Origin of the sequence: Nitrincola schmidtii (assembly GCF_008973715.1) — a bacterium.
In the GTDB taxonomy this organism is placed as follows: domain Bacteria; phylum Pseudomonadota; class Gammaproteobacteria; order Pseudomonadales; family Balneatricaceae; genus Nitrincola; species Nitrincola schmidtii.
Genome location: NZ_WBOL01000008.1, coordinates 128,707 through 142,056 on the forward strand (window position 1 = coordinate 128,707; position 13,350 = coordinate 142,056).

At 45.0% G+C, this 13,350-nt stretch carries 12 protein-coding genes; 5 read left to right on the forward strand and 7 right to left on the reverse strand.

All coding sequences use genetic code 11. The annotated features are described in order from the left end of the window. The first annotated feature begins 8 nt into the window (after positions 1 to 8). Positions 9 to 2,291, forward strand: coding sequence for a heavy metal translocating P-type ATPase (locus F7R24_RS08855; protein ID WP_206057510.1), 2,283 nt, complete (start codon positions 9 to 11; stop codon positions 2,289 to 2,291). Here the strand turns inward: F7R24_RS08855 and F7R24_RS08860 are convergent. From F7R24_RS08860 to F7R24_RS08875, 4 genes are all read right to left on the reverse strand, one after another. Next, a complete protein-coding gene (locus tag F7R24_RS08860; RefSeq protein WP_151670889.1) occupies positions 2,261 to 3,826 on the reverse strand; it encodes a methyl-accepting chemotaxis protein in 1,566 nt (521 codons plus the stop codon). The two genes, F7R24_RS08855 and F7R24_RS08860, sit on opposite strands and share 31 nt — an antisense overlap. A 172-nt stretch (positions 3,827 to 3,998) precedes the next feature. After that, entirely contained in the window at positions 3,999 to 5,483 is a 1,485-nt protein-coding gene (mqo, locus tag F7R24_RS08865; protein WP_151670890.1) for a malate dehydrogenase (quinone), read from the reverse strand. A gap of 327 nt (positions 5,484 to 5,810) precedes the next feature. Next, on the reverse strand, positions 5,811 to 6,305 hold the full coding sequence (locus tag F7R24_RS08870; RefSeq protein WP_151670891.1) for a low molecular weight protein-tyrosine-phosphatase: 495 nt from the start codon (positions 6,303 to 6,305) through the stop codon (positions 5,811 to 5,813). Positions 6,306 to 6,319: 14 nt separating this feature from the next. After that, complete coding sequence (locus tag F7R24_RS08875) at positions 6,320 to 6,847, reverse strand: DNA-deoxyinosine glycosylase (RefSeq protein WP_151670892.1); 528 nt, start codon at positions 6,845 to 6,847, stop codon at positions 6,320 to 6,322. A gap of 94 nt (positions 6,848 to 6,941) precedes the next feature. Between F7R24_RS08875 and F7R24_RS08880 the strand changes: the two genes are divergently transcribed. Continuing rightward, a complete protein-coding gene (locus tag F7R24_RS08880; RefSeq protein ID WP_151670893.1) occupies positions 6,942 to 7,325 on the forward strand; it encodes a response regulator in 384 nt (127 codons plus the stop codon). A gap of 18 nt (positions 7,326 to 7,343) precedes the next feature. On the opposite strand, the gene F7R24_RS08885 is transcribed toward F7R24_RS08880, so the two are convergent. Together F7R24_RS08885 and F7R24_RS08890 are read right to left on the reverse strand one after the other, a co-directional pair. After that, the gene (locus F7R24_RS08885; RefSeq protein WP_151670894.1) at positions 7,344 to 8,612 is read right to left on the reverse strand and encodes a DEAD/DEAH box helicase; all 1,269 of its coding nucleotides are present in this window, start codon (positions 8,610 to 8,612) and stop codon (positions 7,344 to 7,346) included. 173 nt (positions 8,613 to 8,785) lie between these two features. Then, a complete protein-coding gene (locus tag F7R24_RS08890) occupies positions 8,786 to 9,406 on the reverse strand; it encodes a LysE family translocator (protein WP_151670895.1) in 621 nt (206 codons plus the stop codon). Positions 9,407 to 9,581: 175 nt separating this feature from the next. On the opposite strand from F7R24_RS08890, the gene F7R24_RS08895 reads away from it, so the two are divergent. Next, positions 9,582 to 10,511 carry a 2-hydroxyacid dehydrogenase gene (locus tag F7R24_RS08895; RefSeq protein ID WP_151670896.1) on the forward strand — a complete coding sequence of 310 codons (930 nt, stop codon included), beginning with the start codon at positions 9,582 to 9,584 and terminating at the stop codon, positions 10,509 to 10,511. 30 nt (positions 10,512 to 10,541) lie between these two features. After that, positions 10,542 to 11,072 (forward strand): methylated-DNA--[protein]-cysteine S-methyltransferase, encoded by a 531-nt coding sequence (locus tag F7R24_RS14915; protein ID WP_151670897.1) that lies wholly within the window; start codon positions 10,542 to 10,544, stop codon positions 11,070 to 11,072. Positions 11,073 to 11,097: 25 nt separating this feature from the next. On the opposite strand, the gene F7R24_RS08905 is transcribed toward F7R24_RS14915, so the two are convergent. Further along, on the reverse strand, positions 11,098 to 12,249 hold the full coding sequence (locus F7R24_RS08905) for a beta-ketoacyl-ACP synthase III (protein WP_420812983.1): 1,152 nt from the start codon (positions 12,247 to 12,249) through the stop codon (positions 11,098 to 11,100). Positions 12,250 to 12,379: 130 nt separating this feature from the next. On the opposite strand from F7R24_RS08905, the gene F7R24_RS08910 reads away from it, so the two are divergent. Next, complete coding sequence (locus F7R24_RS08910; RefSeq protein WP_151670898.1) at positions 12,380 to 13,336, forward strand: YbgA family protein; 957 nt, start codon at positions 12,380 to 12,382, stop codon at positions 13,334 to 13,336. Positions 13,337 to 13,350 lie beyond the last annotated feature (14 nt).

Genomic DNA, 13,350 nt, shown 5'->3' on the forward strand with positions numbered 1-13,350 from the left:
AACATCTAATGTCATCTTCAACTCGCCTAGCCTTACGTGGTCTTCGTTGTGCAGCCTGTGTTAACAGTATTGAAACAGCCCTTTCTGAAATCGATGGCGTTAATTCAGTCAGCGTTAACCTGGCTGACCGCAGTGCCGATATTCAAGGGGATGCAGATACTCAACAATTGATAGACGCTGTCAGTGCTGCAGGGTTCCATGCTACCCCAATGGATGCCAATTACGGTGAAGCTGAAAGGCGGCAAGAAGAAGGTGAACAACTACAGCTAGCCAAGCGAAGAACCTGGGTTGCGCTGTTACTAGGTGTGCCTCAAATGCTGTTTATGATGACGGGTCATCTGCCTATGCCCGATGAAGGCAGAGCTATTTGGGCAGTAATAGGGTTATTAACCTTAGGCATGATGGTTTACTCCGGAGGTCACTTCTTCAGCGGTGCCTGGAAAGCACTGAAAAATAAACATGCCACCATGGACACCTTAATTGCCATGGGTACCGGGAGCGCTTGGCTTTACTCCACGCTGGTGATTGTCTGGCCAGAACTGCTCCCAGTGGAAGGACGACATGTCTATTACGAAGCAGCTGCATTTATTATTGGCCTAGTCAATTTAGGTCATGTACTGGAAACCCGCGCTCGCGGACAGGCTTCTCAGGCGATCAGAGCCTTAATGCAACTGCAGCCCGACACTGCCACCTTGATCTTACCGGGTGGAGAAGAAAAATCGATGCGTCTTTCTTCAATTCAACCCAGTGATCTTTTACGGGTAAAGCCAGGGGAGCGTATCCCTGTTGATGGTCAACTCGCTGATGGTGAAACGCGAGTAGATGAATCCATGCTAACGGGAGAACCGCTTGCCATTCTTAAGCAAAAAGGAGATTGGCTATCTGCCGGAACGGTTAACCTGTCTGGCAGCATTAAGCTTCGTGTCCGCAAGGTTGGTGAAGAAACCGCTTTGGCGCAGATTATTTCACAAGTACGCCAAGCACAAAATTCCAAACCGGCAATTGGTCGCTTAGCCGACAAAATCAGCAGTGTCTTCGTCCCTGTTGTGATACTCATTGCCATCATCACGGCCATTATCTGGTGGCAATTGGGTCCTGATCCCTCAAGCGCTTACGCCTTTATTACTGCCATGACCGTATTAGTAATCGCGTGTCCCTGTGCTTTGGGCTTGGCGACTCCCATGTCGATCACGGTAGGCGTGGGGCGAGCCGCCGGAAAAGGTATTTTGATTCGCAAAGGTGACGCTCTCCAAGGCGCTTCTCGATTAGATGCTGTGGTATTGGATAAAACCGGCACGGTTACTGAAGGTAAGCCAGCACTGACCCATATTGAGCTGATCGACAACACGTTTTTTAACACCTCAGAGAAACAGGATTTAACACCCGAAGATTATCTGATTAAACAAGTCGCCGGCATCGAGCGCGCTTCAGAGCATCCACTGGCTCAAGCCATAATCAAAGCAGCACAAGAGCGCAACTTAACCCTAGCACCCAGTGGCTCTCCCAGTATCCACCCAGGGCAAGGCATCAGTGATCTTATTGATGGACATCGTTGGGCAGTTGGCAATCAAGCCTTGATGGAAGCAGAGGGCGTTAACCTAAATGCGACTGCAATAGAACGTATTGAAACGCTATCCGATCAAGGCAATACACTGGTGATGCTCTCTGTAGATGGACAATTAACCGCACTACTCGGCATTGCTGATCCGGTAAAAGCTGACAGCGCCAATGCCATTTCCAGATTAAAAGAAAGCGGTGTCCGCGTCATTATGCTAACCGGTGACAGTGAACGCACCGCTAAGGCGGTTGCCAAACAAGTCGGTATAGATGAAGTAATTGCTCAAGTGATGCCAGATCAGAAAGCAGAGAAAATCCGTGAACTGCAGGGTCAGGGGTTAAAAGTCGGTATGGTCGGTGATGGTATCAATGATGCACCAGCGTTAGCTCAAGCGGATGTCGGTTTTGCTATAGGGACAGGAACGGATGTGGCGATAGAAAGTGCCGATATCACTTTGATGCGAGGTTCGTTGGAAGGTGTCGCTGATGCCATGTTAATTTCCAGGGCAACCTTACGAAACATCTACCAAAACCTGTTTGGAGCATTTATCTATAACACCCTAGGGATTCCATTAGCGGCAGGGATTCTATTTCCATTAACGGGATGGTTAATGAACCCAGCCTATGCCGCTGCAGCCATGGCACTGTCTTCCGTGACAGTGGTCAGTAATGCTAACCGTTTACGGGTGACACCACTGGATCCTCAACGCTTAAAGCGTTCAACCAATTCATAAAGACGCTCAGCGGTTATTTCGAGAGCTTTACTGCGATCGGAAGCCGCTGTTCCTGTCTCTACGCTATCATCTGCTAATGCTTTGATATTGACGATTTGTTGATTAATCGTTTCAGCTACACTGGCTTGCTCTTCGGTGGCAGCAGCCATCTGCACCGTCATTTCAGCAATCGATGTGACCGAGGCTGCAATTTCAGACAGTGACGTTTGGGTATGCTCCATTCGCTCTGCTGCTGCATTAGCATCTTGCTGACCTTCACAAGCTAAAGAGCTGGCTAATGCCGCTTTGCCTTGAAGACTATTAACAATTGACTGTATTTTTCCAGTGGATTCACGTGTTCTGAAAGCAAGTTGCCTTACTTCATCAGCAACCACTGAGAAACCTCGACCATGATCGCCCGCTCGAGCGGCTTCAATTGCGGCATTCAACGCCAATAGATTGGTTTGCTCTGCTATTTGCTCGATCAGTTCAGTAATACCAGCAATCTCCTGTGATGCTTTTGATAGTGCATCTACCGAATCTGAAATTTCTTGAACTTTGGCATGCAAATGACGAACGGATTCACCTGTTTGCTCAGCACTTTTTAAGCCCTGACGCGCAATTTGATCGACATTATCTGCGTGAGAGGCCGTCTGCTGAACATGACCCGATACTTCTGAAAAGCTAGCTGCCATCTGATTCATAGCTGCGGCTACTTGCTCTGTCTCTAATTGCTGATCACGAACACGCTGTGTGGCTTGAGTTGACAGTACGTGAGCTTCTGATGCCTGATGAGCCACATCTTGCGCTCCATGCTCAAGACGTGTTACCACCGTATTCAGATGAGCTGCATCGCTCAATATCGAGATTTTAACTTGCCCATACAATCCTGAATCTTCGGTGTACGTGAGCATGGCGGCATCATCCCGAAACGCATGCGGCATTTGATCTAATAACCCCTGTAAATCACGACGATTGCTGTACCAGACCCCCGCATAACCGATCAAACCACCCAGTACAGCTATCCATGCAGATTGACTGACACCTAGAGCTTGTAAAACTGTTCCGAGCAAACCGGCAATCACTAACGTAGACAGCAATAAAAACACTTCACGTTTTCTTACTTTACTAAATAAAGGCAAACCCTTTCCAGATTTCAAACGGGCATATAATTTCTCAGCTCGCTGAATATCTTCTGTTCGAGGTTTACGGCGAACAGATTCAAAGCCTGTAATTTTACCATTAGAAAAAATAGGGGTTATATAAGCATCTACCCAATAATAATCCCCATTTTTACAACGGTTTTTAACAATACCCATCCAAGGTTTGCCTTGGCGAATAAAACCCCAGAGGCTTTTAAAAGCTTCTGCTGGCATATCGGGATGTCTTACCAGATTATGCGCTTTACCGATGAGTTCATTTCGAGTAAAACCACTGATATTAATGAAGTTTTCGTTACATTCTCGAATAACACTATCCGTGTCAGTTGACGAAATGAGTTGTTCTGAGTCAGAGAAACTTCGCTCTTTCCCTTTAGAAGCTATCTTATCATTCATTGATTAGCGATCCGCTGCCGTTAGCTATTAGAACTTTATCGAACAGATAAATTTAACTTAGTTCATGTAATGTTATTTGCAAGTTAAATTGTATCAGAAAAGGAAAGGATTAATTAATAACAAAAAGATGATGCAGAGAAGTTTCAATTTCTCTGCATCCGTGTATGAAAAATTAAGCGCCAAGCTTTAGGGTTTTCAAAGTCCGTTGACGTACTTGCTTCAGAAGATCTGCATTTTCAATTAATGACTCGCCATAGGAAGGAATCATCTCTTTGATCTTGGTTTGCCATTCTGGAGTTTTCAACTTTTCAGCAAAGCTGCGCTCAAGAATCGTTAACATCGCTTGCACTGCAGTTGATGCACCCGGAGAAGCACCTAACAATGCTGACATAGTGCCATCTGCAGATACAATCACTTCGGTACCAAACTCTAACTTACCACCGCCTTTTGGATCTTTTTTAATGATCTGTACACGTTGACCAGCAATCGAGAGTTCCCAATCATCAGGACTGACATTAGGGAAGAAATTACGTAAGGATTTAACACGAGATTCATGTGATTGCAGTGATTCACTGATCAGATAGCGTGTCAGATCCATATTACGCATACCCACTGACATCATAGGTCCAAGGTTACTTAGACGCACTGATTTAAATAGATCGGTGTATGAACCGTATTTGAGAAATTTGGTGGTAAATCCAGCAAAAGGTCCAAATAATAGAGACTTTTTACCATTGATAATGCGAGTATCTAAGTGTGGGACTGACATAGGTGGCGCACCGATTGGAGCTTTACCATACACTTTTGCGTGATGTTGCTCGACAATTTCGGGTCTAGTACAGACTAACCACTGGCCACTGACAGGGAATCCACCATAACCATGACCTTCGGCAATGCCTGTTTTTTGCAATAAAGGCAAGGCTCCACCGCCCGCACCTAAGAACACAAAGTTCGCAGTAATTGGGGTAATATGACCATCGGCTTTATTTTGCACTTGAACCAACCAACGACCATCAGGCTGCTTGGTTAGTGAGTTGACATTATGGGCAACCATCAAGTCAAAGTCGGGTTGATGTCCCAACCACTCAACCAATAAACGACTGAGATCACCAAAGTTAACATCAGACCCAAAAGGAACACGGGTGGCAGCAACCTTTTCACCTGCGGGTCTGTCTCTCATAACCAGAGGCATCCACTGTGTGATTACTTCAGGATCTTCACTGTATTCCATATCAGCGAACATGGGATGTGCAGATAAAACACGATGACGCTCACGCAGGAATGCTACATTCTCCTCACCCCAGACGAAGCTGCAGTGGGGAGCCGTGTTAATAAAAGCAGCAGGATCAGGTAACGCATTTTGCTCAACTAGGTATGACCAAAACTGCAAGCTTTGCTCAAAAGCTGAATTAATATTGAACGCTTTGGTTGTATCAATAGAGCCATCAGGCTTTTTGGGGGTGTAGTTCAACTCGCAATAAGCGGCATGGCCAGTACCAGCATTATTCCAGCCATCTGTACTTTCCTGTGCGACATGATCCAAGCGTTCAACCATGATGATCTTCATGGATGGATCCAGCTGCTTTAACAGCACTCCCAGAGTAGAGCTCATGGCTCCTGCTCCGACAAGCAAAACGTCTGCCGTTCTTGCGGTCATTTTGATCCTCACCCTTACCAAAAATAAAGCATGAATTGTAAAAGCCTATTGCCTAACACTCTATTCACCTATGGTGGAATATGTCGACAATGTTACCGATTAGTTCATTTGGTTATCATACTGAAAAACGGATATCGCTGCACTGCGACATAATATTTAGGTAGTACGATATGATGACAAAAACGGATGATATATTAAATAAACATCCGTTTTTCATACTCTTTTAGACGAAAAATACGATGATATTTCGCTAAAGTAGCTGACATTTAAGGACAGTTGCACTGCAATAGCTAACATCGAACTAAAGTAAAGAATGTAACCCTGTGTTTACACTTCTAATCGTTGCTTCAACACCTTGATCAATCCATCTGAGGCATTTTCAATCAGATCAACGACTTCATGAAACCCTTTATCACCTTGCGTGTAATAAGGATCAGGAACACTTCTTTTTTGATTGGGGAAGGCGTAATCCAAAAATAAACTAAGCTCACCTTGGTAGTGTGCGGGCTCAAGCACTCTAAGATCATTTAAATTATCTTCATCCATCGCTAAGACATAATCAAAATGATCAAAATCTTCCCGAGTTGCCTGACGTGCTCTAAGATGACTGAGGTTGTAACCACGCTGCAAAGCAACTTGCTGGCTTCTAGGATCAGGAGCTTTCCCTGTGTGCCAGGCTGCTGTGCCCGCTGAATCGACAGTTACTTTGTCTTGAAGACCGGCAAGCTTAAGCCGAGCTTCCAATACTCCCTGTGCAGTGGGTGAACGGCAAATATTTCCTAGACATACCATTAACACACTTAATTTTCTTGGTTGACTCATAGATAACGAACTCTTCAGTTGGTGTGAAGTCTATCCGCCACTGTCCTCCATGCAGACAATTTAGCGGCAAAATCAAGACGCGCATGCGCCGGACTCGTTGAAGGCAAGCAGCGCGCTTCAATATCGTGTAAGCCCAAAGGCTTTTGAACATAACGCAGATAACTATTCCACGCTTTTCCACCATTACAATATACGGCAGAGATATCAGGATAGTTTAAAAATAAGGATTCAAAATCATTCACTTGCTCGGAATTTTTTTGAATAGCTGAATCTAAACTTCCTTGTCTCTCGCAGGCATAAAGGACATCCCACAAAGCTATTCGATGATTAAGCAATGCTGATACACGCTGATCATAAGATGCCGTTAATTTTATATCAAAGAGTGCCGACATAATCGGCCAAAAGGCATTCCTTGGGTGCGCATAGTAAGCTTGCGCCTTAAGGGACGCAATACCCGGCATACTCCCTAAAATAAGAACCCGAGAGTCTTTAGATAGCAGTGGAGGAAAACCTTTAACCCAATTGTTATCGAGATTGCTCATTGATAGCCTTAAGTTTGAAGAAAAAGTTATAAAAAACTTTACATCAATTCCATTAAGGTTAACATAATTCCCTTATAGCTTTAAGGAATGAGTGATGCTGAACAAGATACTGTGTGTAGACGACGCAACTGACATTAGGGCCGTGTTGCAAATAGCACTGGAAATGATCGGCGGATTTGAGCTGTGTTTGTGTGCATCAGGTAAAGAAGCAGTTGAAAAAGCGCCGAATTTTAAACCTGATTTAATTGTATTAGATGTACTGATGCCAGAGATGTCAGGGCCAGAAACCCTTAAAGCACTCAGGGAAATGGATCAACTAGCAGAAATACCCGTAATCTTTATGACCGGCCAAAACCAGCTGAATGAAATTGAAGCATTAACTCAGCAAGGTTCTATTGGAGTGATCACAAAACCCTTTCAGCCTACCGAACTAGCTAATCAGATCAAGGCACTCTGGACGCAACGCCCAGAGGCTTGATGAATTCACACTAGTGTTTTAGTGTGCTTTATGACCGCGAGCCAAATCACCTGAACGAACGCCATCGCGATGACCAGAACGCTGAGGCGGTCTGCGACTGCGAGTGTTCTTTTTCGCATGTGAAGGTGCATTGAGTTGCGTTTCAGGCAAAGGATGAACCGGTTCAAAACCAGACACAATTTTGCGTTCCAGTAACTTTTTCGTCACTTTTTCTATCGCTTTGAGTTGATCCAACTCATCAGCACAGACTAAAGAAACTGCCTGACCAACCTGCCCTGCACGACCGGTACGACCGATACGATGCACATAATCTTCTGGGACATGCGGTAGATCAAAATTCACTACATGAGGCAGTAAGTCAATGTCCAAGCCTCTAGCAGCAATATCTGTTGCTACCAGAACGCGCACTTCACCTGCCTTGAAATCAGCCAGCGCTTTAGTACGAGCGTTTTGGCTTTTATTACCGTGTATCGCAATAGCAGTAATGTGATTTGCTTCAAGCTGTTTAGTCAGCTTATTCGCACCATGCTTAGTGCGTGTAAAGACCAACACCTGTTGCCATTTACCTTCGTGAATTAACTTACAAAGCAAGGGTGCTTTTCTGTTTTTATCTACCGGCGATATCCACTGAGTCACGGTTGGCGCTGTGGCATTTGATGGTGTCACGGACACCTCAACCGGTGCTTTCAACAAACCCTTTGCTAATGCGCGGATCTCGGTAGAAAAGGTTGCCGAAAACAGTAATGTCTGACGCTTAGCAGGAAGTAACGCCATAATACGCTTAATATCACGAATAAAGCCCATATCAAGCATACGATCGGCTTCGTCTAACACCAGTACTTCTAACTGGTCAAAACGGACCGCGTTTTGGTTATAAAGATCCATTAGACGCCCGGGTGTTGCCACCAGAACATCGACACCTTTGCGCAGTGCCATCAGTTGTGGATTGATCTTCACGCCACCAAACACGATGGCGGAACTCAGTGAAAGATGCTGGCCATAAAGGCTAACACTTTCACCCACTTGCGCAGCCAATTCGCGAGTAGGTGTTAATACCAGCGCACGTACTTTATTAGGCGCAACCGGGCCGCCCTGACTCAACCTTTCCAAAATCGGCAAGGTAAAACCAGCCGTTTTACCTGTACCAGTTTGCGCAGCAGCCATCAAATCTTGACCTGATAACACGACTGGGATGGCTTGAAGTTGGATAGGAGATGGGGTGTCGTAGCCTTGTTCAGCTACTGCTTTAAGAATGGGATCTGAAAGTCCCAGTGAAGCAAAACTCATTCAATATTCTCTTGTAGACGTCTGTATGACGATGGGTAAGCCTAAACATTGCGAGCTGCTTTACGATAGGCTTTAAAAGGAAAGGCCTTAAAGACCTTAAAAAATCTACGATATTCTAACGTAATAGCGCTGACTTAGCACTCTTTATCATATTTAAGGTATTAATTAAAAAATTAAAAAAACGCCAACCAAACACCCACACCCAACATCAACGAGCCAGCAATACGATTTAATAAACGTACATTATGTGCGTGCTGTAAAAACACCCTCAAGGCCTTGCCGCCGCCTGCATAAACCAGCATACAGATAAACTCTAAAAGCAAAATAATGGTTAATAAAATCGATAACTGAGGAATCAGGGGCTGCTGTTGATTAATAAAGGGTGGCAACAGCGCCACATGAAATGCCCATCCTTTAGGGTTGGCCACAGCCGTGACAAACCCTTGTACGAACAATTGCCAAGCAGAGACGGTCTGCCGCACTGCCGCACTTTCCGGAATGGCCATGCGACCTCGTGACTGCCACATCTGGATACCAATATAAAACAGGTAGGCGCCCCCTGCCCATTTAAATACCTGAAAAAATCCTGGATAGGTTAATAACACCGCTGCCACCCCTAATACGGCCAACACAGCAACCAAACCCACGCCAAGCATTTCACCCCACATCATCCACAAAGTTCGCTTGACACCCAGCGTAATCCCTAGAGTCATCGCCAAAGTCATACACATCCCTGGTGTAATAGACACAAAGAAAAAGGTAGGTACAAATACCGACAGCATAGCTAAACTCATGTTTGCAACCTAACGTAAAGATCAGAATCAAAGAAACATCATAAACCCTGCCATCAAATTAAGTGGGTTAAAAATGCGTTATGATGACAAATCTGATAAAGCCAAGATGTTTGATTTAGATGCAAAAAGTGTAGATCGCTTATACACTCAAAATAATAATTAAAAAGGAGATCTTGTGAAAATATTGTTTGTATCCCCCGATCCTCGCCCCGAACGTTGGACACAACTACTTGAAAGTGCTTTACCTGAAGCGCAATGGATCGTTTGGCACCCAGAAATGCCTTGCCAGCAAGCAGACTATGCTTTGGTTTGGCAGCCCCCAGAGATTCTGTTCAAAAAAGAGCCTCAGCTTAAGGCTATTTTTAATTTAGGTGCGGGTGTGGATGCCCTGCTAAAACTATCCAAACTGCCCAAAGAACTCCCTATTTTTCGACTTGAAGACGCGGGCATGTCAGCACAAATGGCGGAATACCTTGTTCACCAAGTAGCAGAAATTACGCGCATGATGCCAGCCTATCGTCAACAGCAACAGCAAAAAACTTGGCGTATGCAAGCGCCTTGTCGTCGCTATGAATGGCCGATAGGCTTTTTAGGCATGGGACAGATAGGTCTGAAAGCAGCAAAAGCCTTAGCGATGATGGAATACCCTGTCGCTAGCTGGAGCCGCACCGAAAAGCAGATCGAAGGCATTGAGAGTTTTCATGGTCAAGAGCAGCTTGGAGCCTTCCTTAACCGCAGTCGCATTCTCATCAATACACTGCCACTAACACCGGATACTCAGGGCTGCCTCAATCAGGCACTGTTTGATCAACTACCCGATAAAAGTGTGGTGATAAACGTTGGTCGCGGCCAGCATTTGGCAGAAATGGATCTATTGAAAGCGCTAGATCAAGGAAAGCTTAGTCATGCAGTATTGGATGTCTTTAGCGAAGAGCCGCTGCCTAATTCACATCCGTTTTGGTCACACCCGAAAATAACGCTAACACCGCACATTTCAGCACCGACATTACGCGAAGAAACGGTGCGCCAAATCAGTGAAAAACTAAAGCGGTTAGCTGCCGGGAATGAGGTGAGCGGGAAAGTTGACAGAACACGTGGTTACTAATGGCTAGTCACTCAGCAAGAGGCAAGGTTAATGCGCACATCGAACAAGGAAACCCTTTACTACACCTGTTTGGATAGCACACCTCAACGGCTTTTAGTCTGCTGGTCTGATAAAGGGCTTTGTGCGCTCTACCCAATCATGGCGTCGGTTGAAGAAAGTCTAGCGGAACTCAAAAAACAGTTCCGATCAAGCGACTTACTTCAGGCACAAGCACAGACAGAAGCGATGCCAACATGGATGACCGATGTTGAAGCCTCCCTTAAAGACCCAGCTAATGAATTTAATGGGCCATTTGATCTACAAGGCACTGAGTTTCAAAAGCAGGTATGGCAGGCATTGCTCACAATACCGCTTGGACAAACGCGTAGCTACCGCCAAATAGCAGAACAGGTTGGAAGACCAAATGCCGTCAGAGCAGTAGGTACCGCCTGCGGCTCCAATCCAATTTCTATACTCATCCCCTGCCATCGAGTCATACGCAGTGACGGAAGTTATCAGGGTTATCATTGGGGTATTGAGATGAAAACGCGCCTGCTTGCAGCGGAAGCAGGCTTTAAATGAACCAAGAAAAGGTTACATTTAGAACCTAGACTTTTCGCAACACAATCGAACCGGCAGAATAACCGGCACCAAACGAACATAACAAACACAGATCTTCACTTTGCAAACCGTCACGAAAACGTTGAAAAGCGATGATGGAGGCCGCAGAACTGGTGTTACCAAATTCATGCAATATGGTTGGTGCCTCTGTCTCACTTGGATCGCGTCCCAGTACTTTTCGTGCAATTAAGCTGTTCATATTGATGTTGGCTTGATGCAACCAAAGACGCTTCAACTCCGACGCTGGCAATTGAAGATCATCAAGATGTTTTATGATCAACTCTGCCACCATAGGCACCACCTCTTTAAATACCTTGCGCCCTTGCTGCACAAAATAGGTATCGGGTGAATCGAAAGAGCGATCTTCACACTTGGTTAAAAAGCCAAAGTTGTTGCGGATATTATTCGAGAAAGAGGTCTGTAATCGCGTACCCAAAATGCGGAACTGATTAACCGATTTTGCTACATCTTCTCGCTCTACAATCATTGCTGTGCAGGCATCACCAAAAATAAAATGGCTATCACGATCACGATAATTCAAATGAGCAGAACAGATTTCAGGGTTAACCACCAATACACGTGAGGCAGTACCTGCTTGTAAAGTATTATCGGCGATCTGCAACGCAAAGGTTGCTGAAGAACAGGCCACGTTCATATCAAAGGCAAAACCACCCGCTCCCAAAGCTTGCTGCACTTCGATAGCAACTGCGGGATAGGCGCGCTGCAGGTTGGAACAGGCAACAATAACACAATCAATTTCAGACCCTTTTAAACCTGCTTCATCTAAAGCAAGGTTAGCCGCTTTAAGCGCCATCTCTGCCTGTAAGCTAATCTGGTCATTACTTCGTGGAGCGACATAAGGTTTCATCCGCTCAGGATCAAGAATGCCGTTTTTATCGATAACGTAACGACTGAGAATGCCTGAAGCCTTGTCGATAAAAGCGGTTGAAGAAGGCTGGAGTGGTTCGGTTTCACCGATAGAAATCGCTGCACTGTGTCGTGCGTTAAAATCCGCGACAAAACAGTTAAATGATTCGACCAGCTCATCATTACTGATCACATCCACTGGCGTATATAAACCGACACCACTAATGACATTCTTCAAAATCACTCTCTCCTTGCTGATCAGCTTCGGCATATAGCCGCTAATCTTATTATTCATATTGAAGATTATTGTCATGCAATAGCACCGATAAATCTAGGTAGATTTTCCTCAATCTCTCAGTTTGATGTAAACTAAAAGTATATTTATATGATGCGAGACGTTCATGGCACATTTCAATCCAGAACAGATTCAGATCGGCATTAGTGCCTGCTTACTGGGTGAACAGGTTCGCTTTGATGGCGGGCATAAACAGTCACGTTACTGCATGGATGAGCTTTCAAGGGTATTTCATTATCGTCCGGTTTGCCCAGAAGTCGCCATCGGCATGAGTACACCCCGTAAAACAATTCGACTCGTAAACGATGACGGTAATGTTCGCCTTAAAGCGACCGATGATAGTTTTGATGTCACCGACAAGATGAATGAGTTCTCGATCAAACAGTCCAAGGCGATGGATTTTATCAGTGGTTATATCGTCTGCGCTAAATCACCTAGCTGCGGTATGGAAAGGGTAAAACTCTATGATGATAAAACCGGCTATAGCGAAAAAGCAGGGGTAGGACTCTTTGCCAAAACCTTGATGGAAACCTATCCCCTTCTTCCTGTGGAAGAAGATGGCCGATTGCACGATCTAGTCTTACGTGAAAACTTTATCACGCGTGTCTTTGCCTATCATGACTGGAAAACACTGGAGCATATTGGCATTAGTCGAAAAGCGATCGTCGCTTTTCATACCCGTTACAAATATTTGCTGATGGCACACCATCAAGAAAAATACCGTGAACTGGGTCGAATTGTTGCTAATTTTAGTGACGATGTTAAAAAAGATGCCAATGAGTATTTCACGCTGTTTATGCAAACACTGATGCATCACGCCAATCGCCGAAGCCATACTAACGTGCTTAATCACTTGCAGGGTTTCTTTTCAGATAAGCTGAGTGCAAAACAGAAACAAGAATTGACGGAATCCATTAATAAGTACCGTGAAGGGCTGCTTCCGTTACTGGTACCCATGACATTGATTAAACATTACTTGAACGAGTTTGAAGACCCGTTTGTTGAACAACAGGTCTATCTTAACCCTCATCCGGAAGAGCTAAAACTGCGTTACGCCTACTAAACTGAACTTATTTA

Coding starts and splice junctions, on each gene's coding strand:
- F7R24_RS14915 (WP_151670897.1), top strand. CDS start 10,542: ATGCGCACATCGAACAAGGAAACCCTTTACTACACCTGTTTGGATAGC.
- F7R24_RS08860 (WP_151670889.1), bottom strand. CDS start 3,826: ATGAATGATAAGATAGCTTCTAAAGGGAAAGAGCGAAGTTTCTCTGAC.
- F7R24_RS08870 (WP_151670891.1), bottom strand. CDS start 6,305: ATGAGTCAACCAAGAAAATTAAGTGTGTTAATGGTATGTCTAGGAAAT.
- F7R24_RS08875 (WP_151670892.1), bottom strand. CDS start 6,847: ATGAGCAATCTCGATAACAATTGGGTTAAAGGTTTTCCTCCACTGCTA.
- F7R24_RS08880 (WP_151670893.1), top strand. CDS start 6,942: ATGCTGAACAAGATACTGTGTGTAGACGACGCAACTGACATTAGGGCC.
- F7R24_RS08905 (WP_420812983.1), bottom strand. CDS start 12,249: ATGCCGAAGCTGATCAGCAAGGAGAGAGTGATTTTGAAGAATGTCATT.
- mqo (WP_151670890.1), bottom strand. CDS start 5,483: ATGACCGCAAGAACGGCAGACGTTTTGCTTGTCGGAGCAGGAGCCATG.
- F7R24_RS08910 (WP_151670898.1), top strand. CDS start 12,380: ATGGCACATTTCAATCCAGAACAGATTCAGATCGGCATTAGTGCCTGC.
- F7R24_RS08890 (WP_151670895.1), bottom strand. CDS start 9,406: ATGAGTTTAGCTATGCTGTCGGTATTTGTACCTACCTTTTTCTTTGTG.
- F7R24_RS08855 (WP_206057510.1), top strand. CDS start 9: ATGTCATCTTCAACTCGCCTAGCCTTACGTGGTCTTCGTTGTGCAGCC.
- F7R24_RS08885 (WP_151670894.1), bottom strand. CDS start 8,612: ATGAGTTTTGCTTCACTGGGACTTTCAGATCCCATTCTTAAAGCAGTA.